Annotated in this window: 26 protein-coding genes; 15 read left to right on the forward strand and 11 right to left on the reverse strand. The window is 72.0% G+C overall.

Annotation, left to right across the window (positions count from 1 at the left end):
• Positions 1 to 25 precede the first annotated feature (25 nt).
• Positions 26 to 244, forward strand: a complete 219-nt coding sequence (locus tag ASC56_RS11230) for a hypothetical protein (RefSeq protein ID WP_199835964.1) — start codon at positions 26 to 28, stop codon at positions 242 to 244.
• Between the two features lie 134 nt (positions 245 to 378).
• Positions 379 to 1,866 (forward strand): flotillin family protein, encoded by a 1,488-nt coding sequence (locus ASC56_RS11235; RefSeq protein ID WP_055491173.1) that lies wholly within the window; start codon positions 379 to 381, stop codon positions 1,864 to 1,866.
• Between the two features lie 335 nt (positions 1,867 to 2,201).
• On the opposite strand, the gene ASC56_RS11240 is transcribed toward ASC56_RS11235, so the two are convergent.
• Positions 2,202 to 2,807 carry a GPP34 family phosphoprotein gene (locus tag ASC56_RS11240; protein WP_055491174.1) on the reverse strand — a complete coding sequence of 202 codons (606 nt, stop codon included), beginning with the start codon at positions 2,805 to 2,807 and terminating at the stop codon, positions 2,202 to 2,204.
• 244 nt (positions 2,808 to 3,051) lie between these two features.
• Between ASC56_RS11240 and ASC56_RS11245 the strand changes: the two genes are divergently transcribed.
• Positions 3,052 to 3,243 (forward strand): antitoxin, encoded by a 192-nt coding sequence (locus ASC56_RS11245; protein ID WP_371330053.1) that lies wholly within the window; start codon positions 3,052 to 3,054, stop codon positions 3,241 to 3,243.
• 82 nt (positions 3,244 to 3,325) lie between these two features.
• Entirely contained in the window at positions 3,326 to 3,772 is a 447-nt protein-coding gene (locus ASC56_RS11250; RefSeq protein ID WP_055491490.1) for a type II toxin-antitoxin system PemK/MazF family toxin, read from the forward strand.
• Between the two features lie 9 nt (positions 3,773 to 3,781).
• On the opposite strand, the gene ASC56_RS11255 is transcribed toward ASC56_RS11250, so the two are convergent.
• Complete coding sequence (locus ASC56_RS11255) at positions 3,782 to 4,612, reverse strand: TIGR02452 family protein (protein ID WP_055491175.1); 831 nt, start codon at positions 4,610 to 4,612, stop codon at positions 3,782 to 3,784.
• A 301-nt stretch (positions 4,613 to 4,913) separates the two neighbouring features.
• Here ASC56_RS11255 and egtA point away from each other — a divergent pair, with 301 nt between their 5' ends.
• The 5 genes from egtA (at position 4,914) to ASC56_RS11280 (ending at position 9,708) form a co-directional block, all read left to right on the forward strand.
• Positions 4,914 to 6,230, forward strand: a complete 1,317-nt coding sequence (gene egtA, locus ASC56_RS11260) for an ergothioneine biosynthesis glutamate--cysteine ligase EgtA (RefSeq protein ID WP_055491176.1) — start codon at positions 4,914 to 4,916, stop codon at positions 6,228 to 6,230.
• On the forward strand, positions 6,227 to 7,543 hold the full coding sequence (gene egtB / locus ASC56_RS11265) for an ergothioneine biosynthesis protein EgtB (protein WP_055491177.1): 1,317 nt from the start codon (positions 6,227 to 6,229) through the stop codon (positions 7,541 to 7,543). Before egtA ends, egtB begins: the two co-directional genes overlap by 4 nt.
• Positions 7,543 to 8,334 carry an ergothioneine biosynthesis protein EgtC gene (gene egtC, locus ASC56_RS11270; RefSeq protein ID WP_055491178.1) on the forward strand — a complete coding sequence of 264 codons (792 nt, stop codon included), beginning with the start codon at positions 7,543 to 7,545 and terminating at the stop codon, positions 8,332 to 8,334. Before egtB ends, egtC begins: the two co-directional genes overlap by 1 nt.
• Complete coding sequence (gene egtD / locus ASC56_RS11275; RefSeq protein ID WP_055491179.1) at positions 8,331 to 9,293, forward strand: L-histidine N(alpha)-methyltransferase; 963 nt, start codon at positions 8,331 to 8,333, stop codon at positions 9,291 to 9,293. The genes egtC and egtD overlap by 4 nt, the downstream gene beginning before the upstream one ends.
• Positions 9,294 to 9,492: 199 nt before the next feature.
• A complete protein-coding gene (locus ASC56_RS11280; RefSeq protein WP_055491180.1) occupies positions 9,493 to 9,708 on the forward strand; it encodes a dodecin in 216 nt (71 codons plus the stop codon).
• Between the two features lie 10 nt (positions 9,709 to 9,718).
• On the opposite strand, the gene ASC56_RS11285 is transcribed toward ASC56_RS11280, so the two are convergent.
• Complete coding sequence (locus ASC56_RS11285; RefSeq protein ID WP_055491181.1) at positions 9,719 to 10,207, reverse strand: hypothetical protein; 489 nt, start codon at positions 10,205 to 10,207, stop codon at positions 9,719 to 9,721.
• Between the two features lie 523 nt (positions 10,208 to 10,730).
• Between ASC56_RS11285 and ASC56_RS11290 the strand changes: the two genes are divergently transcribed.
• Positions 10,731 to 11,930, forward strand: a complete 1,200-nt coding sequence (locus tag ASC56_RS11290; protein ID WP_371330054.1) for a hypothetical protein — start codon at positions 10,731 to 10,733, stop codon at positions 11,928 to 11,930.
• Between the two features lie 305 nt (positions 11,931 to 12,235).
• Positions 12,236 to 12,529, forward strand: coding sequence for a hypothetical protein (locus ASC56_RS11295; protein ID WP_055491182.1), 294 nt, complete (start codon positions 12,236 to 12,238; stop codon positions 12,527 to 12,529).
• 88 nt (positions 12,530 to 12,617) lie between these two features.
• Here the strand turns inward: ASC56_RS11295 and ASC56_RS11300 are convergent, their stop codons facing one another.
• The 4 genes from ASC56_RS11300 to ASC56_RS11315 form a co-directional block, all read right to left on the reverse strand.
• Positions 12,618 to 13,043 (reverse strand): CBS domain-containing protein, encoded by a 426-nt coding sequence (locus ASC56_RS11300; RefSeq protein ID WP_055491183.1) that lies wholly within the window; start codon positions 13,041 to 13,043, stop codon positions 12,618 to 12,620.
• Positions 13,024 to 13,545, reverse strand: coding sequence for a TIGR03668 family PPOX class F420-dependent oxidoreductase (locus ASC56_RS11305; RefSeq protein WP_063784960.1), 522 nt, complete (start codon positions 13,543 to 13,545; stop codon positions 13,024 to 13,026). The genes ASC56_RS11300 and ASC56_RS11305 overlap by 20 nt, the downstream gene beginning before the upstream one ends.
• Positions 13,546 to 13,610: 65 nt before the next feature.
• On the reverse strand, positions 13,611 to 14,900 hold the full coding sequence (locus ASC56_RS11310) for an NRAMP family divalent metal transporter (protein ID WP_234376929.1): 1,290 nt from the start codon (positions 14,898 to 14,900) through the stop codon (positions 13,611 to 13,613).
• The gene (locus ASC56_RS11315; RefSeq protein ID WP_234376930.1) at positions 14,897 to 16,273 is read right to left on the reverse strand and encodes a magnesium transporter MgtE N-terminal domain-containing protein; all 1,377 of its coding nucleotides are present in this window, start codon (positions 16,271 to 16,273) and stop codon (positions 14,897 to 14,899) included. Before ASC56_RS11315 ends, ASC56_RS11310 begins: the two co-directional genes overlap by 4 nt.
• Before the next feature lie 546 nt (positions 16,274 to 16,819).
• On the opposite strand from ASC56_RS11315, the gene ASC56_RS11320 reads away from it, so the two are divergent.
• Positions 16,820 to 17,302 (forward strand): inorganic diphosphatase, encoded by a 483-nt coding sequence (locus tag ASC56_RS11320; RefSeq protein WP_055491184.1) that lies wholly within the window; start codon positions 16,820 to 16,822, stop codon positions 17,300 to 17,302.
• On the opposite strand, the gene ASC56_RS11325 is transcribed toward ASC56_RS11320, so the two are convergent.
• The 3 genes from ASC56_RS11325 to ASC56_RS11335 form a co-directional block, all read right to left on the reverse strand.
• Entirely contained in the window at positions 17,194 to 17,796 is a 603-nt protein-coding gene (locus ASC56_RS11325) for an MFS transporter (RefSeq protein WP_055491185.1), read from the reverse strand. The two genes, ASC56_RS11320 and ASC56_RS11325, sit on opposite strands and share 109 nt — an antisense overlap.
• Before the next feature lie 131 nt (positions 17,797 to 17,927).
• Entirely contained in the window at positions 17,928 to 18,329 is a 402-nt protein-coding gene (locus ASC56_RS11330) for a luciferase family protein (RefSeq protein ID WP_055491186.1), read from the reverse strand.
• Between the two features lie 82 nt (positions 18,330 to 18,411).
• The gene (locus tag ASC56_RS11335) at positions 18,412 to 20,229 is read right to left on the reverse strand and encodes an APC family permease (RefSeq protein WP_055491187.1); all 1,818 of its coding nucleotides are present in this window, start codon (positions 20,227 to 20,229) and stop codon (positions 18,412 to 18,414) included.
• Positions 20,230 to 20,730: 501 nt separating this feature from the next.
• Here ASC56_RS11335 and ASC56_RS11340 point away from each other — a divergent pair.
• The 3 genes from ASC56_RS11340 to ASC56_RS11350 all read left to right on the forward strand — a co-directional run bounded on the left by ASC56_RS11340 (position 20,731) and on the right by ASC56_RS11350 (position 24,789).
• Positions 20,731 to 21,288, forward strand: a complete 558-nt coding sequence (locus ASC56_RS11340; RefSeq protein WP_055491188.1) for a hypothetical protein — start codon at positions 20,731 to 20,733, stop codon at positions 21,286 to 21,288.
• A 451-nt stretch (positions 21,289 to 21,739) separates the two neighbouring features.
• Positions 21,740 to 23,692, forward strand: a complete 1,953-nt coding sequence (locus ASC56_RS11345) for a hypothetical protein (protein WP_055491189.1) — start codon at positions 21,740 to 21,742, stop codon at positions 23,690 to 23,692.
• Between the two features lie 62 nt (positions 23,693 to 23,754).
• Positions 23,755 to 24,789 (forward strand): LLM class flavin-dependent oxidoreductase, encoded by a 1,035-nt coding sequence (locus tag ASC56_RS11350; protein ID WP_055491190.1) that lies wholly within the window; start codon positions 23,755 to 23,757, stop codon positions 24,787 to 24,789.
• 42 nt (positions 24,790 to 24,831) lie between these two features.
• Here ASC56_RS11350 and ASC56_RS11355 read toward each other — a convergent pair whose 3' ends face one another.
• Positions 24,832 to 26,250, reverse strand: coding sequence for a metallophosphoesterase (locus ASC56_RS11355; protein WP_055491494.1), 1,419 nt, complete (start codon positions 26,248 to 26,250; stop codon positions 24,832 to 24,834).
• Between the last annotated feature and the right edge of the window lie 111 nt (positions 26,251 to 26,361).

Raw genomic sequence — 26,361 nt, forward strand, 5'->3', positions numbered from 1 at the left:
CGCCCCCAGGACCTAGGCTGTGGCCATGGACGATGCGTCGATGGTGGGCTTGATGGGGCGTGTCACCGGTACCGTCGGGCCCGGGCTGGTCGGCGAGGTGATCGTCCGTGTGCGCGGCGGCGCCGAGCACTTCCTGGCGTATCCCGCCGACGGGAAGACCCGCATGGAGCGCGGCACGGTGGTGATGGTGGTGGAGCACCTGCCGCCCCGGACCGTGTACGTCGAGGCGGCATACGACAGTTGAGTCGGTCTCTGCGCAGGTGAGAGCCGTACGCGTCAAGATTGCAACAAGGATCCGTCAGCGTCTTCACCCCGGGGTTGCACGGGCGCAGACTCGCCTTCGTTCGGTGCCGACCCGGCACCAGGCAAAGGGGGCGTATGCCGATGGTCATCGGCGTCGTCGCGGGGGCAGTCGTCCTCGCGCTGGTCTTCATCGTTGTGGTCTTCAAGCTCATGTGGCGTGTCGCGGAGCCCAACGAAGCACTGATCATCTCCGGTTCGAAGCATCGGACCGAGGGTCTCGAAGAAGGCATGGGTTTCCGCATCGTCACGGGGCGCGGCACGCTGGTTGTGCCGGGTGTGCAGGCGGTGCGCAAGCTCTCGCTCGACCTGAACGAGACCGAACTGCACGTGGACTGCGTGACCCACCAGGGCATTCCGCTGAAGGTGCGGGGCGTGGTCATCTTCAAGGTGGGCGACGACTTCGTGTCGATCGCCAACGCGGCCCGCCGCTTCCTCGACCAGCAGAGGCTGATGTCGGAGCGCGTGCACAACGTGTTCGCCGGTCATCTGCGCTCGATCGTGGGCGGGTTGACGGTCGAGGACATGATCCGCGACCGGGAGAAGCTCACCGGGCAGACCCGGGCCGCCTGTGGCACGGAGATGGAGAAGCTGGGCCTGATCGTCGACTCGCTGCAGATCCACGAGATCGAGGACCCGACCGGTTACATCCAGAACCTGGCCGCGCCGCACGCGGCGGCGGTGCAGCGGGACGCGCGCATCGCGCAGGCGGAGGCGAATCGTCTCGCCACCGAGGCGGAGCAGCAGTCGTTCGCGCGGATGGCGGAGGCGACGCGGGACAGTGAGATCCTGCAGGCCGGCTACCAGGCCGAGCGCGACAAGGCGGCCGCCAAGGCCCGCCAGGCCGGTCCGCTCGCCGACGCCGGGGCCCGTCAGGAGGTCGTGGTGCAGGAGACGCGGGTCGCGGAGCTGGAGGCGCACCGCCGCGAGCAGCAGCTCCAGGCGGACGTCCGCAAGCCCGCGGACGCGAGGGCGTACGAGAAGCGCACGCTGGCCGAGGCCGAGCGTGACGCACGGATCTCGGCGGCGCAGGCCAAGGCGAAGGAGACCGAACTGGCGGCGGCGGCCGAGGCGACCCGGGTGAAGACGGCCGCGGGCGCCGAGGCCGAGTCGACCAAGACGCGCGGTGCCGCCGCCGCACAGGCGACCCGGGCCACCGGTGAGGCCGAGGCCGCGGCCGCCCAGGCGAAGGGTCTGGCCGATGCCGAGGCTACCCGTGCCAAGGGCCTGGCGGAGGCGGAGGCCATCAAGGCGCGCGCCGCGGCCCTCGCGGAGAACCAGGAGGCCGTGGTCGCCCAGCAACTCGCCGAGAAGTGGCCGGAGATCGTCCGGGCGGGCGCGTCGGCCTTCGGCAACGTCGACAACATGGTGCTGCTCAACGGGGCGGACGGCATGGGCGAGATGTTCGCCAAGGCACTGACGATGGGCGGCACCGGCCTGGGACTCGCACGTCAGCTGCTGTCCTCGATGAACCCGAACGGGGCGCCGGCGAACACGGGCGCCGGGCTCAACGGGTTCGTGCCCCCGCGCCCGGAGAAGGTGGCGGTGGAGAAGGACGAGGGGTGAGCCCCTGGCGGTGAGCCGCTGAGCATCGAGGCTCCGGGCGTACGGGACTCGGCTCCCGTACGCCTGGAGCCTGCCGTGCTCGGCAGCGATGCTCGGTCGGGGGTGACGGTGCGGCTCGGGAGGGCGCCGGCGAGGCCGGCCAGGACGGCGGCCGGGTCCGGCTGTCGGTGGCGTCCTGGGTGGGTCGGCCCGGCTGGCCGGGTTACGCGGCCTCCAAGGCGGCCCAGTGGTCACTGACCAGTGCGTTGCGCGAGGGTCTGCGCGAGCAGGGCACCCTCGTGGTCGCGGGCCTGAATGGGAGTCCGATCAAGCCGCGGCCGCGTGGGCGGCCCGTGTCAGGGGCCCCTCCAGATGTTGTCGAAGGCCGCCTTCTCGATGGCTCGCCGCTGCCGTACCGCTGTCAGTTCCGTCACGGCGTCGTCGACGGCGCCCAGCACTGTTGTCGCCGCCTCGCCGGCGTCGCTCGGCAGCCCTCCCGCCGGCGTGTCGCGGATGCCGATGGTCGTCGCGAGAGTGGCGAGCACGGGCTCCTGGGCGTCCCTTCGGTCCGCCGCCTGCCGACGGGCGGCCGAGTCGGCCAGCACCGCATCGCCGGTCCAGGCGGGCAGCCAACGGCGGCGCTGCCGCGCGAGCAGCCCTTCCTCCTCGAAGACGGCCAGATACGCCGAGGACAGACCGCGTCCCCTGCGCCACAGCCAGTCCTCGACCGACTCGTACGGCATCTGCCGAACGAGTGCCGACCCGGCATCGGACACCATGCGGTCGTCCGTCACCGGCGGGTCGCTCGGCACGATGCGATCTCCGTCCAGGGTGAGGGCCCGGGCTTCCATCAGGTCGATCAGTTCGGCTCCGGCGAGCGCGAGCGACAGGTCGCCCGGTTCGGCGCGCCGGCCGGGGGCGGCGTCCATGGCGACGATCAACAAGTCCCGTGCGGTGGTCATGCAGGGCTCCACATCAGAGGCGTCAACGGCAACAGGCGTCAACAGCGGTACGCATCCATGGCAGTACGTGGCAAAGGGCCGCGCAACAACCCGACGGTAGCGCGGCTCTGCCTGGGACGGCCGGTCGAGCCGTCGCCGCGGCCGGTGCCCGTGGAGGGCTCGCCGGCCCCCGGATGCACCCTCGGCCCGGGGCCCCGATCCTGGAAGGGAGGAGGACCTGCAAGGAGGCCACTGCTAGGAGGCCATGATGTCCATGATGGACAAGCTCAAGCAGCTGCTGAAGGGCCACGAGTCCCATGCCGACAAGGGCATCGACAAGGGCGCGGACGCCGTCGGCGAGAAGGCCGAGGGCCCGTACTCCGGTCAGGTCGACAAGGGCCCGGACGCGCTCAGGGAGCAGTTCCGGCAGGACCGGGACAACCCGCCGCAGCCGTAGCGCGGCGGCCGCGAGCTGACGCGGCTTCACCCATCGCGGACCCGCTCGGAGCGTGCCCGCGGTGACGCTCTACGGTGGCCGCGTGACTGCCTATACCGATGAAGAAGTTCCCGGCCGCTACGGCCCCTCCGCGACCACCGAGGCCGACCCTCGCGAGGTGGGCCGGGTGCGGACGGAGTACTCCCCCGCGCACGACGGCGATCCCGACCCGGGCGAGATCGTCTGGACCTGGGTGCCGTTCGAGGAGAACGACGGGCGCGGCAAGGACCGCCCGGTGCTCGTGGTCGCCCGTGAGGCGTCGGGCACGCTGCTCGCCGTGCAGTTGTCCAGCAAGCGGCACGAGGGAGACCGGGAGTGGGTGCCGATCGGCAGCGGGCCCTGGGACCGGTCCGGGCGCGACTCCTGGGTGGACGTGGACCGTGTGCTGCGTCTGCACGAGGCCGGCATGCGGCGTGAGGCGTGCGCGCTGGACCGGATGCGGTTCAACCTCGTGGTGCACCGGCTGCGGGAGCGGTACGGCTGGAACTGAGCGCCGGGGTCAGGGCGTGCGCACCTCCGCGAAGGCACGTTCGAAAGCGGCCCGTGTCGTCGTCCCGCGCGTGCGGTCCAGCACGGCGAACACGACTTCCTCGAAGTATCCCTCGAACCGCCCCCCGACCAGCAGCCCGCGGAACGCCCCGGCCACCTCGGCCGGGTCGTTCCGGAACACGCCGCAGCCCCAGGCGCCCAGCACCAGCTGTCGGTAGCCGCGGGCGGCCGCCGTCTCCAGGACCCGTTCGGCGCGTGTGGCCAGGGCCCGCGGCAGGTCTCCCGCGCGCTCCGGCGCCGTCCGCCGGACCACTCCGGCGTTCGGCGCCGCGGCGGTCAGGAATCCCACCCGGTACGGCGTGTCGAGCAGATGCCCGCGGTCGTCGCGGAAGACGGGCACGGCCGGTGAGTGCAGCACGCGATCGGTGTAGAACGGGTCGCGGTGCGCCCGGTGGTGGTCGTAGAACTCCCTCGCCTCGCGGAGGCACGCGTACAGGGCGGAGGCCCGGCACAGGGCCTCCTCCTGGGCCTGCGCGCCGTTCAGGAAGCCGCCGCCCGGGTTGCGCGCGGAGGCGAAGTTCAGCACGGCCACCGGGTCACCCGATCGGCCGGTGAGGCGCCGGGCGGCTTCCAGGCTGGACTCCCCGGTGACCTCGAAGACCGTGGCGAGGGGGGCGGCCCAGGGCGTCTCCACCGGGTCCGGCCCGTACATCCGCGTCCCGGCACGGGCGGCCTCGACCGCCGCGGCGATGGCCACCGTACGCCCGTCGGACGCACGGTAGGCACCCGCCGCGACGATCTCCTGCGTCTGCTGCGCGATCCCCCGCAGACGCGCGCTCACGGCGCCACCCCCGTGGGCGCCGTGAGGCCGTCGCGCCCGACCTCGCCCGGCGTACCGCCGGCCTCCCCCGTCGTGCTCATGAACGCATGGTGAGCGATGCTGGTCGTACGCCGCAACAGAGTTTCCCGGCCCTGAAGGCAAGCGCTCGTCACTTGCAGAACAGGAGACGAGTGGTCGGGGAAGCGCCCAAGGGGCACTCTTGTGCGAAACCACGTGAGGGTCTTGGGTGGGACGAGCGTTGCCGACCCGGCTCATCCGACACCGGGCCGGCGGCATGGTGGAATCTCAGGAGGATCCCGACATGTCCGATTCGGTGAGTGACTGTACGGAGCACCGCTCCGCCGTCACCGACGCCGAGGTGGAGGCGCTGGTCCGCGGTATCTGCTTCAAGACCGGACCGCCTCGTTGCCTCGGTGTGGAAGTGGAATGGCTCGTCCACGAGCTGCACAAGCCATGGCTTCGGGTACCACCCGAACGTCTCCGTGCGGCCTACGCCGCACTGCGCACCTTGCCGCTGCGTTCGGCCCTCACGGTCGAGCCGGGCGGCCAACTGGAGCTCAGCTCCCTCCCGGCCGCCTCGCTGATGGAGTGCATAGGGTCCGTCTCCGCCGACCTCGACGCGGTACGCGCCGTACTGCGCGAGGCGGGACTGGGCCTCAGCGGCTACGGCCAGGATCCCTGGAACCCTCCGCGCCGCTACCTCCATGAGCCGCGCTACGACGCCATGGAGCGCTACCTCGATCGCACCGGCCCGGAGGGGCGGTTCATGATGTGCTCGTCCGCATCGGTCCAGGTGTGCGTGGACGCGGGATACGAGGAACCGGGCCCTCTGGGCCACGGACGGCGCTGGTGGCTCGCGCACCAGCTGGGCGCGGTGCTGGTCGCCGCGTTCGCGCACTCGCCGCTGTCCCGGGGCAGGCCCACGGGCTGGCGCTCGACGCGGCAGTCCCTGTGGGCGGCCATGGAGCCGGGACGCAGCAGCGCCCCGGCTCTCGACGGCGACCCGCGCGCCGCCTGGGCCCGGCATGTGATGGACGCGCCGGTGATGTGCGTGCGGGCCGAGTCCGGTCCCTGGCGTGTGCCCGACGGCCTCACCTTCCGGGCCTGGGCCCGGTCCGCCGACCCGCCGGACCGTGCCGACCTCGACTACCACCTGACGACCCTGTTCCCCCCGATCCGGCCCCGCGGCCATCTCGAACTCCGCATGATCGACGCCCAGCCGGGCGACGACGGGTGGATCGTGCCGCTCGCCGTGACGGCCGCGCTCTTCGACGACCCCGAGGCCGCCGAGACCGCCTACCGCACGGTGAAACCCCTCGCGGAGCGGACGGGCGGCCGCCCGGCCCCGTCCAATCCGCTGTGGGTGGCCGCCGCCCGCGACGGACTGTCCGATCCCGAACTGCGCGACGCCGCCGTCGCCTGTTTCGCGGCCGCGGCCGAGGCGCTGCCCAGGATCGGCGCCGACCAGGTGGTGCGGCACGCCGTCGCGGAGTTCACCGACCGCTATGTGGCCCGGGGCCGCTGCCCCGCCGACGATCTGCTGCGCCAGTTCCACGGGGAGGACACCCGTTCCGGCGGGAAGGACACCCTGTTCCACGGGAAGGACATCCGCACATGACCGACGACCGGTCGCCGATCGACCCCGACACGCTCCGGGACCGCGCGCTGGACGCCCTGACCACGGCCCGCGACCGCACCGCGCTGCTGACCACCTGTGTCGAGGATCCCGACCTCACGGCCCAGCACTCGCCGCTGATGTCACCGCTGGTCTGGGACCTCGCGCACATAGGCAACCAGGAAGAGCTGTGGCTGGTGCGCACGGTCGCGGGACACGAGGCCATACGGCCCGAGATCGACGGGATCTACGACGCCTTCGAGCACCCGCGCGCCGAACGTCCCTCGCTCCCGCTGCTGCCGCCCGACGAGGCGCGGCGGTACACCGCGGAGGTGCGCGGCCGGGCCCTGGACGTGCTGGAGAGCACGCCGTTCGAGGGCCGGCGCCTGACGGAGGCGGGCTTCGCCTTCGGCATGATCGCCCAACACGAACAGCAGCACGACGAAACGATGCTGATCACCCATCAGCTTCGCAAGGGACCGCAGGCGCTCACCGCGCCCGACCCGGCGCCCGCACCGCCGTACAGCGGTCCCTCCGAAGTCCTCGTCCCCGGTGGCCCGTTCACCATGGGCACCTCCACCGAGCCATGGGCACTGGACAACGAACGACCCGCGCACCAGCGCCTGGTGCCCGCCTTCCACATCGACACCCTCCCGGTGACGAATGCCGCCTACCAGGCCTTCATCGAGGACGGAGGCTATGGCTCCGAACGCTGGTGGACGCCGGAGGGCTGGGACCACATCCGCCGGCACGAGATCGAGGCCCCGCTGTTCTGGCGCCGCGAGGGCGGGCAGTGGCTGCGACGGCGCTTCGGCGTCACGGAGGTCGTACCGCCCGACGAACCGGTCCTGCACGTGTGCTGGTACGAGGCGGACGCGTACGCGCGCTGGGCGGGGCGCCGGCTGCCCAGCGAGACGGAGTGGGAGAAGGCGGCCCGCCACGACCCGGCCACGGGCCGCTCCCGCCGCTATCCGTGGGGCGACGCCGACCCGGCACCCGAGCACGCCAACCTCGGGCAGCGGCATCTGCGTCCCGCCCCGGCCGGAAGCTATCCGGCGGGCGCCTCGCCGCTCGGCGTACGGCAGTTGATCGGTGACGTGTGGGAGTGGACCTCCAGCGACTTCCTGCCGTACCCGGGGTTCAGTGCGTTCCCGTACAAGGAGTACTCGGAGGTGTTCTTCGGGCCCGAGTACAAGGTGCTGCGCGGCGGTTCGTTCGCCGTGGACCCGGTGGCGTGCCGGGGTACGTTCCGCAACTGGGACTATCCGATCCGGCGGCAGATCTTCTCCGGCTTCCGTACCGCCCGGGACGCCTGATGTGCCGTCACCTCGCGTTCCTGGGGCCCGAGGAGCCGCTCGGCCGGCTCCTCGTGGAACCCCCGCACAGCCTGTACCGGCAGTCGTGGGCACCACGGAGGCAGCGGCACGGGACCGTCAACGCCGATGGCTTCGGGGTGGGCTGGTACGCGGAGGGTGACCCGGTGCCGGCCCGCTACCGCCGGGCCGGACCCGTCTGGGGCGACCAGTCCTTCGCCGACCTCGCCCGGGTCGTACGCTCGGGCGCCTTCCTCGGCGCCGTACGGGACGCGACCGTGGGCAGCGCCGATCGGGAGGCCGCGGCGGCGCCGTTCGCCGCGGGCACCTGGCTGTTCAGCCACAACGGTGCCGTGGCCGGATGGCCCCGCTCGCTCGCCGGCCCGGCGGGCTCCCTGCCACCGGCCGAGCTGCTGTCGCTGGAGGCGCGCAGCGACTCGGCGCTCGTATGGGCGCTGGTGCTGAACCGTCTGCGCGGCGGGGACGACGAGGGGCAGGCGCTGGCGGACACCGTGCTGGAGGTCGCCACGGCGGCTCCCGGCTCCCGGCTCAACCTGCTCCTCACCAACGGCGCGACGATCACCGCGACCGCGTGGGGGGACACCCACTGGTACCTCACCGAACCCGGCCACCGCACCGTCGTGGCCTCCGAACCGTACGACGACGATCCGCGCTGGCAGGAGGTGCCCGACCACACGCTGCTCGTGGCCGACCGCACCGGCGTCCTGCTGACCCCCCTCAAGGACCTGCGCGAGGACATGGCATCCGCACCATCCGAGGAGCCCAGCACGTGAGCCCGTTCCTTCTCACCCGCACCCTTCCCGAGGACGCCACGGACGCCGCACTGCGCGCCGACGTGCTCCAAGGCCTCACCGGCATGCCCAAGACCCTGCCGCCGAAGTGGTTCTACGACGCGCACGGCAGCGACCTCTTCGAGAAGATCACCGAACTGCCGGAGTACTACCCGACACGCGCCGAGCGGGAGATCCTGGTCGCCCGCTCCGGGGAGATCGCGGCCGCGACCGGCGCGCGGACGCTGGTCGAGCTCGGCTCCGGCTCCTCCGAGAAGACCCGGTACCTGCTGGACGCGCTGACCGGCCTGCGCACCTATGTGCCGGTCGACGTGAGCGAGAGCGCGCTGACCCAGGCGGGGCACGCGCTGATCGCCGAGCGGCCCGGACTCGACGTCCACGCGCTGATCGCGGACTTCACCGCCGGGCTCACGCTGCCCCGGACGCCCGGGCCACGGCTGGTGGCGTTCCTCGGCGGCACGATCGGCAATCTGCTGCCCGCCGAGCGGTCGGCGTTCCTGAAGTCCGTACGGTCCCTGCTGGCGCCCGGGGACGCGCTGCTACTCGGCACCGACCTGGTGAAGGACGCGGCGGCGCTGGTGGCGGCGTACGACGACGCGGCCGGGGTGACGGCCGAGTTCAACAAGAACGTGCTGGCCGTCGTCAATCGTGAGCTGGGGGCCGACTTCGATCCCGACGCGTTCGCCCATGTGGCCCTGTGGGACGCCGAGAACGAGTGGATCGAGATGCGGCTGCGGGCGCGCAGGGCGCAGACCGTGAAGATCCCCGCGCTGGACCTGGCGGTCGACTTCGCGGCGGGCGAGGAGCTGCGCACGGAGGTGTCGGCGAAGTTCCGCAAGGACGGTGTACGCCGTGAACTGGGCCAGGTGGGGCTTGAGTTGACGCACTGGTGGACGGACGAGGAGGGGAGGTTCGCGCTGTCGTTGAGCCTGGCGCGCTGACGACGGCGGGCGCGGCGGGCGTCGCCCGGCCCTGCGCGGCACGGCCGCCACGGCCGCGACGCCCGCCTCGCCCGCGACCGCCCGGGCGAGGGTGGTCTTGGGCACGTCAAGGGGTGATCCGACGTCTCGCGGTCCGGCGCACCGTACGGCACGGTGGAGTGACGTGCGCCACACGCGCCACGCCGAGAGGAGCACTCGCATGACCGATCACACCTACCGGGTCACCGAGATCGTCGGCAGCTCACCCGAGGGCGTCGATCAAGCCATTCGCAATGCCATCGGCCGCGCCTCGCAGACCCTTCGCAATCTGGACTGGTTCGAGGTCACGCAGGTCAGGGGACGGATCGAGAACGGTGAGATCGAGCACTACCAGGTGGGGCTGAAGGTGGGCTTCCGCCTGGAGGACGGCGAGTAGCGGGGCCCTCTCAGGTCCGGCCCTCCCGCTCCTGCGCGTCCTTCAGCGCGGCGGAGGGGGCCGCCCAGCGGGCGCGTAGGACCGTGAAACCCGCCCGTTCGGCGTCCTGGCAGACCAGTTCGTCGTCGTCGACGAGCACACGGACCTCACGGCCGTCGGCGAGTTCGCGGAGGATCTCCAGCTTGGTGAGGCGGGCGGGCCTGCGGTCGCCGTTCGCCCGCATGTACAGGCGCCCCTCGGGCAGCCCATGGGCGGCGAGCCAGTCGAGCGTGTCGCGCCGGCAGCGTGCGGGCCGCCCGGTCAGATAGACGATCTCGCACTCCTCGGCGCTGCGCAGCGCGAGCGCGACGCCCTCGGCCAGCGGCGGGTCCTGCGGCGCCGCCGCGAAGAACGCGTTCCAGTCCCGCGGCTCCGCCTCCAGGAAACGCTGCCGGTGCGCGGTGTCCGCGAGGGTGTTGTCGAGATCGAAGACGGCGACCGGCCTGCTGCTGTTCGTCACGGGGCCACTCTAGAGAGCGACCCCCAGGGCCTGCCCCCGGGAGTAGGCAGCCACCCCCGAGAACCCCAGCCGCGCCCCGAGAGGGGCAGCCGCACGCCGAGAGCGCCACGCCCGCCCAGCGACAGCACGCAACGCCAGGACACGACCCCCGGCCGAGGAACGGCGCCCGCGCCCCGACGAAGACACGCCCACCCGAGAACACCGCCGCGCCCTTGGAAAGGCCGCGCCCGGAGCCGCCTCGGCCGCACGGAACGCGATCACGGAACGCGGTCCGGGAACAGGGCGCTCACCGCCCATTCAAATGGTCGGGCCTGGGCCCGTGCCACTCGTCCGGGGTAACCTCCCGGCAGCGTCCTCCGGGGCCCCGAAGACGGGGTACGCGGCGACGTCCCCCAATCCGTTGGCCATATTTCACCGGCTTCAGCACTGCGTCACGACGGATTCTCGTACAGCAGTGGTATATGACCCAACCATGGCCATTCCTCACGTTGCGGACCGCACCCCGGTACCGCAGGGTCAAGGTGTGAGCGCACTCTCGCCCGCCCCCGCCTCCCAGCGAGGCGGAGGCTCAGACCGTCGCGTCCGCCTTCCCCTTCAGAGCCGGCTCCTGCCCGGCGCGGCGCAGGCCCTCGCCCTGTTCGCCGCCATCCGTCTCGCCGGCATCGCTGCGATCGCCGTGACGAACCACGTCGCCGGGCACCCGCTGCTCAAGGGCCTGGCCCACTCGTGGGACTCACGCTGGTACCTACACATCGCCGAGTACGGTTACGGCACCCGCGTCCACGTCCTCGCCAGCGGCGCCGTGCAGCGGGACTGGGCGTTCTTCCCTCTCTACCCGGGGCTCATCCGCGCCGTGTCCACGGTCCTGCCGATCAGCCCGGGCGCAGCCGCCCTGCTGATCGCCTGGACCGCCTCGGCAGTCGCGGCGTACGGCATCTACGCGATCGGGCATCAGCTGTACGGGAAGGCGGTCGCCACCGCACTCGTCGGGGTCTGGGCCGCCATGCCGCACTCCGTCGTCCTCGACATCGCGTATACGGAGCCTCTGCTCACCGCGCTCGCCGCCTGGTCCCTGTACGCACTGATGAAGGGCCGCTGGCTGTGGGCCGGCGGGCTGGCCGCCCTCGCGGGCCTGGCCCGGCCCACCGGGTTCGCCGTGGCCGTGGCGGTGGGCGCCGTGGCGGTTCACGAGGTCATCAGATCGCGCGGCCGCGTCCCCCTCGGACTGTGGATCGGGACCGCGATCGCACCCCTGGGCTGGACCGGCTTCATGCTGTGGGTCGGCGAGCACACGGGCGATCTGCTGGGCGGCTACTTCACGGTGCAGCGCGCCTGGGACTCCCGCTTCGACTTCGGCGCCGGTTCGCTGCACTTCCTCAAGTCGCTGCTCCTGCACGGCGGCCGGGTCGTCTACCCGCTGGCGCTGGTGATCGTCACGGCGGCCGTCCTGCTGTTCTGTCTGCTGTGCATCGAGCGCGCCCCCCTGGCGCTCATCGCGTACGCCGGCGTACTCGTCCTGATCACGGTCGGCGGCTCCGGACCGTACGGGTCGAAGCCGCGCTTCCTGCTGCCCGCGTTCCCGCTGCTGATCCCGCTGGCACGCGCGTTCGTACGGACCTGGCGGGTCCGGCCGAAGCACGCGTTCCTGCTCGGCGCCGCACTCGCCGCCCTCTCCGTGGCCTACGGGACCTACCTCATGACGGCCAGCCACGCGCCGCTGTGAGGCCCGGCAGCCGCTCGGCGGCCCCGTAGGCCGCCGGCGGCGGCCCGGACCTCGCGGATCACGGAGGTGTCCGTAGTTCGACGCCGTCGAGTCGGGCCGCGATCGCGGCCCCAGACCGCGGAAGGTGCCGACGTACCCCGAGCCCTCGCGAAGCTCGTCGCGCTGGTCCCAGTCGTAGTCGATGTCGAGGACCAGTGCGGCTCCCTCACCGACCTCGGCCGATGGAGCCGCCGACCGGCGACTGTCTGGCCCGTGGCGGTGCGGGTACCTGGAGGGTGTCGGAACTCTCTGAGGGGATGACTCGGATGCTCTTCATCGGACTGCTCCTCCTCGCGGCCACCGGCGCCTTCACCGCCCTGGCGATCATCGGGAACCTCTCCGGCGGCCCCCAGTACACGGTGTCGGTGCTGGATCATCCCATCGCCACCATGAACGTCCTCGCCATCTTCAGCTCCGGCCTCGCCCTGGCGCTGCTCTTCACTCTTGGCCTGGCCACGGCGGTGGGCTCGGCGACACACCGGCACACGGGCCCGGGACGGCACCGGGCACACCGGGGCCCGGCGGTCGACGAGATGACGGGACCGGACACCCGGCGCTGAGGCGCCCGCCCAGGGCCCTTCCGACGGATCTCCGCGGCGTCGCGCCGCCCGGCACGCACCTTGTCCACGGAGATCCGTCAGAAGCGCCCTAGCGGTTCGCGTCGGCCCTGCTGATGTCTGCCAGGACCGAGTGCGGGTCGTCGGTCGCGGCGATGTCGCACAGGCTGACGATGCCGACCGGTCGGCCGCCCGTCTCGACGACGGGGAGCCTGCGCACGGCGTACCGGCGCATCAGTTCGGCCGCGCGATCCGTGGTGTCGTCGGGCGTCAGCGTCACCACGGGTGGACGGGTGCACACCGAGCCCGCGGTCGTCGTGTGCGGGTCGCGGTCCTGGGCGATCGTCCGGACCACGATGTCGCGGTCGGTGAGCACGCCGAACAGGTCGGAGTCGTACGCCACCAGCACATCGCCCACGTCCTGCTCGCGCATCAGATGGGCCACCCGGGCCACGGAGGTCATCGGTTCGACGGCGACCGCGCCACGGGACATCACGTCACGTATCTGCCTGCTCATGGGAACCTCCCGGATCGTCGTGTCGTCGGGGCACCGCCCGCTCCTCCTGCCCGGCCCTCTCGGGCTCTGCGGCGGAGCGCCAGCCGCTCCACTGGCGCACGGTGACGACGATCACCGCTCCCTCCGGCGGGTTGTCCCGGTACTGGGGGTACTTCCGCCTCAGCAGGGCGATGGCGGCCTCGTAATCGATGCGGTCCTGGTCCGCCGACGCGTCGGGCGGGATGGTCCGGGCGCCTCCGTCCGCCCGTGCCCACCACAGCCGGTCCCAGTCCTCGTCGTAGGAGTCCACCAGCAGACACACGGCCGGATGGACGGCGATGTTGTGGAGCCGCTTCAGCCGCTGGGAGCTCTTCGGCTTCCAGTCGACGGCCATGACGATCCTGTCGTCGTCGTGGTGGGCGAACACGACCGGTACGAGGTGGGGGCGTCCGCCGGGATCCACCGTGCCCAGTCGCGCGACCCTGGCCCCGGTGAACCGTCGCCGTGCCTCCTCCTCTTCCATCCGCGGCACTGGCGTTCCTCCTCCCTGGGGATACGGGCGTTTCCCGGCGCTGGCGGGTACCCAGGTCAGCCGAGGCCCAACCACCCCAGCACCGTCTGTACCAGCAGCACGGTCGACATGGTCGCGACCCCGACGACCACCACCGTGGCGGCGATCCGCTGGCGCGGGGTGTTGGCCGCCGGGCCGAGCAGGGAGCGGCGGTTGGTCAGAACCAGCAGATAGACCAGCACCACGGGACTGATGAGCCCTTGCAGGACCTGGGTGCCGATCAGGAGCTGGATGACGTTCACCGGAGTCAGTGCGACGATCGCACCGAGTGCGATCTGCGCGGTGAACAGACCGAGGAACAGGGGCGCGTCCCGGAAGCTGCGGGAGACCGAGCGTTCCACCCCCACGGCCTCGCCGACGGCGTAGCCGGCCGACAGCGGGACCACGGCCCCGGCCAGGGCGGAGGCGCCCATGAGGCCGACGGCGAACAGCAGCTCCGCGCTCTGCCCGGCGACCGGTTCCAGGGCCTTGGCGGCCTGGGCGGCCGAGGTGAGCGGGCCGGTGCCGCCGATCGCGGCGGCGGTGGCCACGATGATGGTGAGGCTGATGACGCACGCGAAGACCGCGCCCAGCACCGCGTCGGCCCGGATCAGCGGGAAGTCCTGCGGCTTGGCGCCCCGGTCGACGACGCCCGCGGCCGCGTAGAACTGCATGTACGGGCTGACGGTGGTGCCGATCAGCGCCACGGCCAGCAGGATGAAGTCCTTGTTCGGTTCGAGGTGCGGCACCACGAGGTGGTGGCCGACGGCGCCCCAGTCGGGGTGACCGAGGACCATGGCGATCGGGTAGGCGAAGAACGCCAGCGACATCAGCAGGAAGACGCGTTCGGCCCAGCGGTAGGAGCCGAACACCACCAGCGCCCACAGCAGCACGGCGCTCGGCGGGATGACGGCCCACTTCGGCACGCCGACGAGTTCGAAGGCGGCACCGATCCCGGCGAACTCGCTGACCACGAGCCCGGTATTGGCCAGCAGAAGGCAGAACACGGCCAGTGCGGTCAGACGGAGGCTGAACTGCTCGCGGATCAGGGCACCCAGACCCTTGCCGGTGTAGGCGCCCAGCCGGACGGCCATCTCCTGCACCATCACCAGGGCGATGGTCACCAGGACCATGAAGAACAGCGTCCCGTAGGTGTACTGCGCCCCGGCCGAGGCGTAGGTGGCGATCCCGGCCGCGTCGTTGCCGGCGTTGGCGGCCACCAGGCCGGGCCCCGCGATGGCGGCGACCACGGCCACACGGCGCCACCCGGTGCGCCGCGCCACGCTGGGTGCGGCGGGTGCCGTCGCGGTGTCGAGGTCGGGAGTCACTGCAGGAACCTCCGGAAGTGCAGGCGCCCGCGCTCGGGCAGCAGGGCGTCGAGGATGTCGTCGGCCAGGATGCGCCCCACCGGGTGCTCGCCGTCGTCGACCACGAGGACGGAGGAGGCGCGGGCCGCCACCAGCTCCTCGGCGGCGTCGGCCAGGGGCGTGTCGGGACGTACGGTGACGGGTGGACCGAACTGGGCGCACCAGGTGGCCAGGTCCCCGACCTTGGTGGTGTCCTCGGCCACGGCCAGGTCGAACAGCGCGATGTCGCAGATCAGCCGGCCGTCCTCGGCCACCACGGCGACCGCGTCGATCTCCGTGCGGTGCACGCCCTCCGCCGCCAGCTGGGCCCGCACCTCGGCGACCGTCTGGTCCGGGCGGGCGGTGACCAGCCTGGTGGTCATGGCGCCGCCCGCGGTGTCCTCCCGGTGGGTGAGGAGCGTGCGCAGTTCGGCAGCCTCCTCGGCCGGCATCCGGGACAGCAGCGCCTCGCGTTCGTCGGCGGTGAGGTCGCGCAGCGCGTCGGCGGCCTCGTCCGGCTCCATCTCGTCCACCAGCCGGGCGGCGTGCTCGGGGCGGGCCTCGCGCAGCAGGTTCTCCAACTCGGCCGGTTCCATCTCCTCCAGGGCGTCGGCGGCCTGCTCGGGGTCCAGCCACCCCAGCAGCTGCTGCCGCTCGCTGCGGCCCAGGTCCTCGAGGATGTCGGCGAGATCGGCCGGGCGCAGCCGCTGCAGCGCGGCCCGGGAGGCGCGCAGCCGTACCTCCGGCGGGCCCTCGGTGGCCTGTTCTCCGAAGGGCGCGACGGACTGCCAGTCCAGCACCCGCTCCGGGGTGGGCCGGGCCTGCCAGCGCCGGGGGCCGAGCCGCCGGAGCAGGGTGGGCAGCGAGACGTCGACCCCGACGAGGACCACCCGGTCCACGAGCGGGGCCAGATAGAGGTCGGCGGCCCGGGTGACCTGGACCCCGTCGACGTCGACGAGCTGGTGGTCCAGCACGTCCTTGGCGAGCAGCGCCTCTCCCGGGCGGCGGGCGAAGTCCCGCAGGTCCACCCGGGCCGTGCGGAGCCGGACGCGCCCGGCGCGGATCTGGTCGACGGACTCCGCGGCCAGGAAGGTCCGCCGGCGGCCGATGCGCAGGATCAGTCCGGTGACGGGGGGGTACGGCTCGGGCCCGTAGAGCCGGGCGACGACGTCGACGACGCGCCCGACCTCCTGGTCGGCCTGGTTGGTGACCGGGCCGCCGATCAGCCCGGCCAGCGAGACCAGCGAGGCGCGCACGGCCTTGGACGCGGTGGCCCGCCGCTCCAGGTGCACGCGGCGGTCACGCAGCCGGGCCGTGGTGGACATCAGCAACATCGAGGAGGACAGAGCGGACACAGGGAGCACCCCCTTGCCCCGGCTCGTGGACGGGGCGTCGGGCGGCCCATGGCGGCGCGCTCGTGTCCTGGGGGCACGCGTCGGGCCACGCAGGGCGCGACGGCGTGGCGACCGGACCGGGTTCCTGGGTCGGCCGGCCGGGTCAGGAGCGAACGGGCTGCCCCGGGCCGTGGAAGGACGGCGAGGACAACTGGGATGAGGGCCGACTATGGCCGGGACTACTGTCCATCTCGCCTCCTTCCGGTCGTGGCCGCGCACACGGTCGCGGCCGCACATGATCCGGAGCGTCGGTCGACGGGCGGGATCAGTGTGCGTGTCGGTGAAGACGCCTCACGGGCGCCTCACCGAGTGGGGTGTCTCATGAAATCGACCCAAGGATAGACCGCCCTCGGGCGCGCCTGGGGCGGGCTTGACGATCCATGGCCACCCATGACCAGCCCTTGACCCCGTCCGGGCCTGCCGTGACGGCCGGGATGTCGCGGTGCCCGGGCGCGGGGCACACTGGAAGGGCCCCGGCCTGCAGACCGACCAGGCAAGGAGGCCGTCGTGGAATTCGACGTCATCGTGGAGATCCCGCAGGGATCCCGCAACAAGTACGAGATGGACCACGAGCTGCACCGCCTCCGTCTGGACCGGATGCTGTTCACCTCCACACAGTATCCGGCGGACTACGGCTACATCGACCACACGCTGGGCCGGGACGGCGACCCGCTCGACGCCCTGGTCCTGGTCGGCGAGCCGACCTTCCCCGGCTGTGTGATCGAGTGCCGCGCCGTCGGCATGTTCTGCATGAAGGACGAGAAGGGACCCGACGAGAAGATCCTCTGCGTCCCCGCGCACGACCCGCGCTATGCGATCCTGCAGGACATGGACGACGTCCCCACGTTCGACCGGCTGGAGATCACCCACTTCTTCGAGGTCTACAAGGATCTGGAACCGGGCAAGTCGGTCGAGGGTTCCCACTGGGAGGGACGTGACCAGGCGTACGCGGAGATCGACGCGTCGCGCAGGCGCCTCGCGGAAGGCTGACGTTCACGCCCGTAGCGGTCGTAGGCCCATCCGGTGGCCGGCGCGGCCACCGCGTCGACCGCCATGGCGACCGCGTACGGCAGCGGCACCCACGCCGTCCGCGCCAGATGCCCCTCGACGAGGTGGTAGGAGAGCAGGCCGAAGGTCGTGAACCCGGCGGTGGTGGCCGCGGTGAACGCCGCGTACGTCCAGAACGCCCTGGGCAGGGGGCCACCCGGCACCGGGGAGGCGGCCGAGGGCGGGGTGACCCCGCGCTCGTACGCCTCCGGATCGGGTACCCGGGCCCGCAGCCGCACCAGCAGTCCCAGCACCGCCGCGGCCGGCAGCGCGAGCACGCCCAGCGCGGGACCGTAGTCGCCGTCCGTCAGCGCGAGCACCCCGGCCACGGCCAACGGCCCGGCCAGCGCGCCGACTTGGTCCATCGCCTCATGGACGGCGAAGCCGCGCCCGCGCCCCGTGACCGCCGTGGCGTGCGACAGCAAGGTGTCCTTCACGGCGGGCCGGAGACGAGCCGCAGTCCCAGGGCGGCGGCCTCGGCGGCCTCGCCGGCACCGGTGACCACGCCTTTGCAGGGTCGAAGGAACCGGCCGTCACACTTCTCCCGCCGGCAAGTCGGTGGTGCTGCTCAGCCGTTGGTGCCTTCGCGGTCGCGGGGCAGCACCGTGACCCGGTGGTAGTTGCAACCGGCGGCGAGTGCGGTCGCCGGCGGCGACCATGTCAGGTGCGCCTGGAGCGCCACGCTCACCAGACTCATCAACAGGTCGACGTCGGCCTCACAGTCGAGGCGCACGGTGACCCACAGTGAGCCGGGCACCACTCGGATGGCGGTCGACTCGGCGAGGACGTCGTCGGAGAAGCGCTCGATGGCCCGACTGGTGAGGTACAGGTCCGCCTCGCAGCCGGAGTGGAAGTGGACGATCTCGCTTCGCGAGCAGCGGAGCGCCAGCCCCGTGCCGCAACTGGCCGGACCCGCCGTGAGATCGGGCCAGACCTGCAGTTGCTCCAGGGCGCGCTGGGCCAGAGTCATGCACCCATCGTCGTGGCCTCACCCCACCGACACCAGAGGTTGAGGGATCCGTAACCGGGACGTGAGGTTGGCCCGCCGCCGTTCACACACTCAGCCGGTACGGCAGCATGCACACCACCACGTCGGTGCGGGCGCGCAGGACGGTGGCCAGCAGCAGGCCGCGCTGGTTCTGCAGGATCTCGTAGCGCCGGTGGCGGGGTTCGACCTCGGGGATGAGGACGGCGATCTGCCGGCCGTCCCGGGCCGCTCGTTGCACATAGTCGACGACGGGCTGGACCAGGGAGCGGTGCGGGCTGTCGATGACGTCGAGGCGTACGCCCGGGTTCCAGCGTTCCCACGTCTCCCGCAGGGCGCGGGCCCCGCCCGGGTCGGCGTGGACGGCCACCGCCACCACCTCGTCGCCCAGGGCGAGGGCGGCGCTCAGGGCGTGCTGGGCGAGCCTGCTGACCTCGCCCAGCGGGACGATCACCAGGCTTGCGGGCGCCGGGGCCGGCCGTCCCGGGATCCTCCCCAGCTCCAGTTCCTGCCCCACCCGTGTGTAGTAGCGCTCGATGCGGTCGAACAGCAGCATCATCAGCGGGATGGCGATCACCACGACCCAGGCGCCCTGCACGAACTTCGTGGTGAGGAGGATGACCCCGGCCAGGGTGGTGAGCAGCGCCCCGATTCCGTTGATCAGCGCCCGGTGCGCCCATCCCGGCGGTCGCTGGGTCGCCCAGTGCCGTACGAGGCCCGACTGGCTGAGCGTGAAGCCGATGAACACGCCGATCGCGAAGAGCGGGATCAGGCGGTGCGTGTTCGCGTCGACCGCGCACAGCAGTGTCCCGGCCGCCAGGGCCAGTGTGAGCACGCCGTAGCGGTACACCGGCCGTTCGGCGCGCAGCCCGAACAGATGGGGCAGACGGTGGTCGCGGGCGAGCAGGCTCATGAGCACCGGCAGTCCCCCGAAGCTGGTGTTCGCGGCGAGGAGCAGGATCAGGGTGACGATGAGGTTGGTGCCGTAGTAGGCCCATCCGGTGCCGTAGGCGCCGGCCGTGAGCTGGGCCAGGACCGTGACGCCCGCGCGCGGGGCGACATGGTCGCGGCGGATGAGCACGGCCAGGCCGATGAGCATGAGGCCGAGGAGCGCGCCGAGCATCAGTTCGGTGCGCTGGGCGCGTTGGACGCGGGGCGTGCGGAAGGTGGGCACGGCGTTGGCGATGGCCTCCACACCCGTCAGGGCCGAGCATCCGGACGAGAACGCCTTGAGCATCAGCAGGAGACCCAGGGTCTCGTGCGCGTGGATGGGCAGCGCGGTGCCCACGACGGCCGCCGGGTGCGAGCGGACGAGGCCGAGGACGATGACGCCGACGATCGACCCGATGAACAGCACGGTCGGCAACATCAGCACCCGGGCGCTCTCGGTGACACCCCGCAGGTTCACGGCCGTCAGCAGCGCAAGACCGACCAGGCAGACCACGAGCTTGCCGTGGACGAGCACGGGGAAGGCGGACGCGAGGGCGTCGGCGCCCGCGGAGAGGCTGACGGCGACCGTGAGCACGTAGTCGACGACCAGGCTGGCCGCGGCGAGCAGGGCGGCCGTCCGGCCCAGGTCCTTCTTCGCCACGGCGTAGGCGCCTCCGCCGTCCGGGTGTACGGCGATCACCTGGGCGTACGACACCACCAGCGCCGCGAGCAGGAAGGTGATCGCCAGGGTGATGGGCAGGGTGGCGGTCAGCGCGCCCGTCCCGGCGGCCACCAGGGCCAGCACGATCGCCTCGGGACCGTATGCCACCGAGCTGAGCGCGTCCAGCGACAGCGCGGCCAGGCCCTCCAGGCTCGTGAGGTGGTCCCTCTCGCCCTCGCCCGGGCGCAGCGGAACTCGGGGGCGCAGCTCACGACGTGCCAGGCCATACGCCATGGGCACCTCACACGGCCGGTGGGACAAGTCGGCAACAGTTTCCGCCGCCCCGGGCGTGGGCGCGCGCCGTGCGTACGGGTCCGGGGCCGGCGGAGTGGGGCCGTGGCACACCTCCGGGCGGGGAGCGGGCCACCACCGCCCGGGGGTGGCTTCGGGGCCGCGCGGGCCAGGGACCCACGTCACGGCTGCGATGTCGTCCAGCGACTCGCGGCGTACCAGCAGGCGGCCGTGCCCGGCGGCCACGGCGGCCACCGGCGGGCGTGAACGGCCGCGTACGGAAGCGCACACGGTGCACCACGGTTCCGACCGCGTCCGGCCGGGTCCGAGCGGTCATTGCGCGTTCTTCCCGCCGAATCCGGCGACCTTGACGCCGCCTTGGCGCGTGTGTGATGCGGGTGACCGCGCGGGCTCGCTGTGACCGCGTCAAGAACGGCCACGGACCCGTCAGAGTCGCGTCAAGGCACGCTGCGCAGGGCTCCGCCGCTGGCTACCGTCGGCCGTATGGAAGGCCGCGACGCCACGCGACACGAGGTCGCGGGCGCAGACGCACGAGGGCCGGGGCGGGTGGTCCACGACCGCCGCTGGGCCGGAGAGATGCACAGCTCGATCCGCTGCGCGGTCGCGCTGCTCGCCCTGCTGCTGCTCATCGACTGGGGCTCCGGCGCCGCGACACCGTGGCGGGCCGTCCTGTGGTGTGCGCTGTCGGTCCTGCTCTTCCTCGTGCTGTGTCCGCGCCGGATCTGCGCGGGTGAGGGCTGGCTGGCCTCGCGCGGGCTACTGTGCACGCGGCGGGTCCGCACCGACCTGCTGGTGTCGGTGCGTTGCACGGACGGCGTCTGCCAACGGCTCGTCCTGCGGGACGCCCACGGCGGACGGGTCGAGCTCGACCCGCAGGTCCTGGTGAACAACCCCGAGCTGTGGCACCGCCTGGACGAGGACGCGCAGAAGTCCGCGGCCCTCGGCAGCCTGCTGTGCGGGGTGATCGCGCTCGGCCGCGTCCAGGAGCGGATCGACCGCGAGACAGCGCGGACCGTGTTCAGGGTGTCCGGTCTGGAGTAGCGGTACGCCGCGTCGCCGGTGTCGGACCTCGCGTCCAGGGCCCGCCGTGTCCAGCGCCGCCCTCGCCTGGTCGGCCGGCGTCACCGCGACCTGCCGGGCCCCGAGCGGCGGTACTGGGCCTGGGCCGGGACTCGGCATGAAGCGGCCCAGATAGCGCCCCTTGCCGTACGCGCGCAGTTCGACCTCGCCCTCCGGCCAGCCGCTCGCCTCGACGTTCCATCCGAAAGGCCCTGGTGGTTCCGCTACGAGGACCTTCCGGCGCCTTGCGATCGCACGCACCGGACGCCGCGAGCTGATCGGACTCCCATTCCGTCCGGAGCTCTTAACGCAAGCTTGACGCCTCCAGGCCTCTCATTCGTGGGCCCACGCGTCACTCTCTGCATACGCTGGTGCGGCCGTCCGTGTGATGGCCGAATCCCGCACCGAGCCGTACCCACAGGAGAGCACGCCGATGGCCACCACCGAACACCCACCTGCGAGCCGATTGCGGGCGTGGATGCTGGAGGGGCTGTCCGACATGGGCAAGGGCGCCCCGCAGGGCCCGCACGCCGAGCCCGAGCCCCCGCACAAGGGCCAGCGCTGGTGGCGGGTGATGTGTCTGACCGGCGTCGACTACTTCTCCACCCTCGGCTACCAGCCCGGCATCGCGGCCCTGGCCGCCGGACTGCTCTCCCCCGTCGCCACCATCGTGCTGGTGATCGTCACGCTCGCAGGCGCCCTGCCCGTCTACCGCCGTGTCGCCCAGGAGAGCCCCCGCGGCGAGGGCTCGATCGCCATGCTGGAGCGGCTGCTCTCCTTCTGGCAGGGGAAGCTGTTCGTGCTGACCCTGCTCGGCTTCGCGGCGACCGACTTCCTGATCACCATCACCCTGTCCGCGGCGGACGCCTCCACCCACCTGGTGGAGAACCCCCACCTGACGGGCACCCTGCATGGTTACCAGATGCTGATCACGCTGCTGCTGGTCGCGCTGCTCGGCGCGGTCTTCCTCAAGGGCTTCCTGGAGGCCATCGGCGTCGCGGTCGCCCTGGTCGGCGTCTATCTGGCGCTGAACGCGGTGGTCGTGGTGGTGGGTCTGTGGCACGTGGTCACCGCCGGGCACGTGGTCACCGACTGGACCGGCGCCCTGACCGCCCAGCACGGCAACGTGTTCGTCATGATCGGTGTGGCTCTGCTGGTCTTCCCCAAGCTGGCGCTCGGCCTGTCCGGCTTCGAGACCGGTGTCGCCGTCATGCCGCATGTGCAGGGCGACCCCGGCGACACCGAGGAGAGGCCCACGGGCCGGATCCGGGACACGAAGAAGCTGCTGACCACCGCCGCCGTCATCATGAGCGGCTTCCTGATCACCACGAGCTTCATCACGACCCTGCTGATCCCGGAGCGGGCGTTCAAGCCGGGCGGGCCGGCCAACGGCCGCGCGCTCGCCTATCTGGCGCACGAGTATCTGGGGGGCGCGTTCGGGACCGTCTACGACATCTCGACGATCGCGATCCTGTGGTTCGCGGGGGCCTCCGCGATGGCGGGACTGCTCAACCTGATGCCCCGCTATCTGCCCCGCTACGGCATGGCCCCGCACTGGGCCCGCGCCGTACGGCCCATGGTCATCGTGTTCACGCTGATCGCGTTCCTGGTCACCTGGATCTTCGACGCCGACGTGGACGCCCAGGGCGGCGCCTACGCCACCGGCGTGCTCGTGCTGATCAGCTCGGCGGCGATCGCCGTCACCATCGCCGCCCGCAAGGCGCGCCAGAAGGGCTGGGCCGTCGCCTTCGCCGCGATCTCCGCGGTGTTCCTGTACACGACCGTCGTGAACGTCATCGAGCGGCCGGACGGTGTGAAGATCGGCGCCTGCTTCATCGCCGGAATCATCCTCGTCTCGCTGCTGTCCCGGCTCGCCCGCGCCTTCGAACTGCGGGTGACCAGCGTGACCCTCGACGACATGGCGGAACGATTCGTCCGAGACATCGCCAGCCGCCGTATCCGCTTCATCGCCAACGAACCGGATCGCCGTGACCGAGCGGAGTACCGGGAGAAGATCGAGCAGATCCGCAAGGACAACGACGTCTCGCCCCAGGACGACGTCGTCTTCGTCGAGGTGACGGTCACGGATCCGTCGGAGTTCGAGGCGGGTCTGACCGTACGCGGTGAGGTTCTGCACGAGCGCTACCGTGTGCTCACCCTGGAGTCGTCCTCCATCCCCAACGCCCTCGCGGCCCTGCTCCTGCACGTCCGCGACACCACCGGCTGCATCCCGCACATCTACTTCGAATGGACCGAGGGCAACCCGTTCGCCAACTTCCTGCGCTTCTTCCTCTTCGGTCAGGGCGAGGTGGCACCGGTGACACGGGAGGTACTGCGCGAGGCCGAACCCGACCGGCAACGACGCCCACGCGTCCACGTCGGCTGACACGGCCCCGGTGTCCCGGCACGCGCCGGGAATCACCCGCCCGTCGGAGCGTTGAAGTCCATGTGAGCCCAGTGATCGCGGACACCCGCTTCTCGGTACTCGACCGCTCGCGCACCCGCGAGGGGCACGAGACGTCGGAAGCCCTGCGGGACACGGTGCGGCTGGCACAGGAGGCCGAGGCGCTCGGGTACCACCGGTTCTGGGTCTCGGAGCACCACGGGGTGCCCGGTGTGGCCGGTTCCGCTCCGACGGTGCTGGCCTCGGCGGTCGCGGCCGCCACCCGGACCATTCGGGTGGGGACGGGCGGCGTGATGCTGCCCAATCACCAACCGCTCGTGGTGGCCGAGCAGTTCGGCGTGCTGGAGTCCCTCTTCCCCGGGCGGATCGACATGGGGCTCGGCCGTTCCGTCGGATTCACGGACGGGGTGCGCCGGGCACTCGGCCGCGACAAGGGCGATGCCGACGACTTCGCCGGTCAGCTCGACGAGCTCCTGGGGTGGTTCCGCGGCACCTCCTCCACCGGTGTCCACGCGCGCCCCACGGAGGGTCTCGCCGTGCCGCCGTTCGTGCTGGCCATGGGCGAGGGCGCCACCATCGCCGCCCGCGCCGGTCTGCCCATGGTCATCGGGGACCTCCGGAACCGGGACAGGATGCTGCGCGGGATCGACCACTACCGAGCGACGTTCCGGCCCTCCGCCTGGGCGCGCGAGCCGTATGTCGTCGTCTCCGGCACGGTCGCGGTCGCCGACACCCCGCAGAACGCCCGTCGTCTCCTGCTCCCCGAGGCCTGGTCGATGGCGTACGCCCGGACCCATGGCGCGTTCCCGCCGCTGCCGCCCGCCGAGCGCGTCGAGTCCCTGCCGATGAGCGCCAGGGAGCGCGGCTTCTACGAGGCAGGGCTCGCCGGTCATGTCGCGGGCACCGAGGAGCAGGTCGCCCATGAGCTGGAGCATCTGCTCAAGGAGACGGGGGCTCAGGAGGTGCTCGTCACGACCAGCACGTACGACCGCACGGCCCTTGTGGACTCGTACCGCAGGCTTGCCCGGGTGGCCGGGCTCGGGGCGGACCGGGGCCGGGGCCTGCGCGCGGGCGAGTGACCGAAGGCGGGCGGAACGGGGAGTTGCCGCCACCCGGGACCGTCACGCCAGGGGGATGGTCACCTCGTCCTCCACCGGCGGTTCGAGTTCCTGGCGCAGATTGCCGGTCGCGGCGAAACAGCGCAGCCGCACCGCCTCCGGGGTGACGTCAAGGCGTAGGAAGCTCTTGAAGAACGGCGGGCTGTAGGTGGCCGAGCTCGGCGAGAACAGCTGCGTGTGGATCTTGCGCACGGGCAGCCGCAACCGCGAGGTCCGGTCGGGACGACCTCCGGCTCCCAGCAGACTGGCGACGAGGCGGGTGCGCCGGGTGACCCGGGCGGATGCCGCCTGGGCGCGGGTCGGGGGGATACCGAGGCGCTCGGCGATGACCGCGTTGGCCTCCGCCTCGGAGAGGGTGAAGAAACGACGCAGCCGCAGCCGGCGTCCGTAGAGCCTGCTGTAGAAGGCCAGGGAGTCACCGCGCAGCGGATAGCAGCGGAACTCCTTCTCCGTGACGTTCGCCACGGACACCCGCGCAATGGTGTGGGTGGCGTGCATGAAGGCGCCGCCACCACCGGAGACCACGTACTGGATGGTGCGGCCGTCCACGTCCACCGGGTAGCGCTGGTAGTTGTGGATGTCGCCGCCTATCGCGGCGACATAGCGGTGGTCCGGGTCGCGAACGATGTCGTCGACCGTGCCGCCGCCGTCGATGGGACAGGGGTGGTGCTCGCCGTCCACGTACAGGGGCGAACCGGTGATGAGGATCTTGGGGCGGGGCCCGCGGGAGACCTCCCGCAGCCAGCGGCCCTGTTCCGCGTCGATGGTGCCCAGGAGGCCGGTGTCTATTCCTATGATGCGGACGGGTCCGGCGTCGATCGCCCAGTACGGCCCGGGCAGGTCGGCCCGTTGGCCCGGAGCCGATCGCAACTTCCTTGCCTCGGCCAGGCGTTGTTCGTGCGGCTTGCTCGGGTTGTGCCACAGCAGGCCGCGCAGCCAGGCGCGGGTCAGCGGGCGCGGCGGGGCGGCCGGGGCCGGCGGCGCGGCGTCGCAGAAGACGCGCATGAACCCGTGCAGGTCCTCGTACCAGTCGTGGTTGCCGGGTATGGCGTAGATGGGCGCCGGATAGCCCTGGTACGGGCGGAAGAACTTGGTTCCGTAGTCGTCGGTGGCCCCGACCGGATAGATGACGTCACTCGCCACGACGGCGAACCGGGTGTCCTGACTCATCTTCAGGAAGCCCGGGACGACGGCGTATTGGGGATCGTCGCCCTCACCGGTGTCACCGATGACCATGAAGGAGAAGTGGTCCGGATCGTCGCGCCGGATCACCTTGTCGGCGGGCGCGCCCGCCGCTTCCCGCTGCCGCACCCAGCGACTTCGGGTCCCTCCGGTGGGATCCCCGAACCAGGAGGCCAGCACACCGTTGCGCGCCGCCCACAAGGTCTTCGGGTCGAGCCAGGACAGCTTCTCGATAATGATCGAGACGGCGGCGAGAGCGAGGCCTCCGCTGCGCCTCCGCGACGGCGGGAGCGCCCCGTCCGGCCGCCGTCGGAGGTGACGGCGGCCGGACCCGCGGGCCCGTACGACCTC

Source organism: Streptomyces sp. TP-A0356, assembly GCF_001417775.1.
GTDB lineage: Bacteria > Actinomycetota > Actinomycetes > Streptomycetales > Streptomycetaceae > Streptomyces.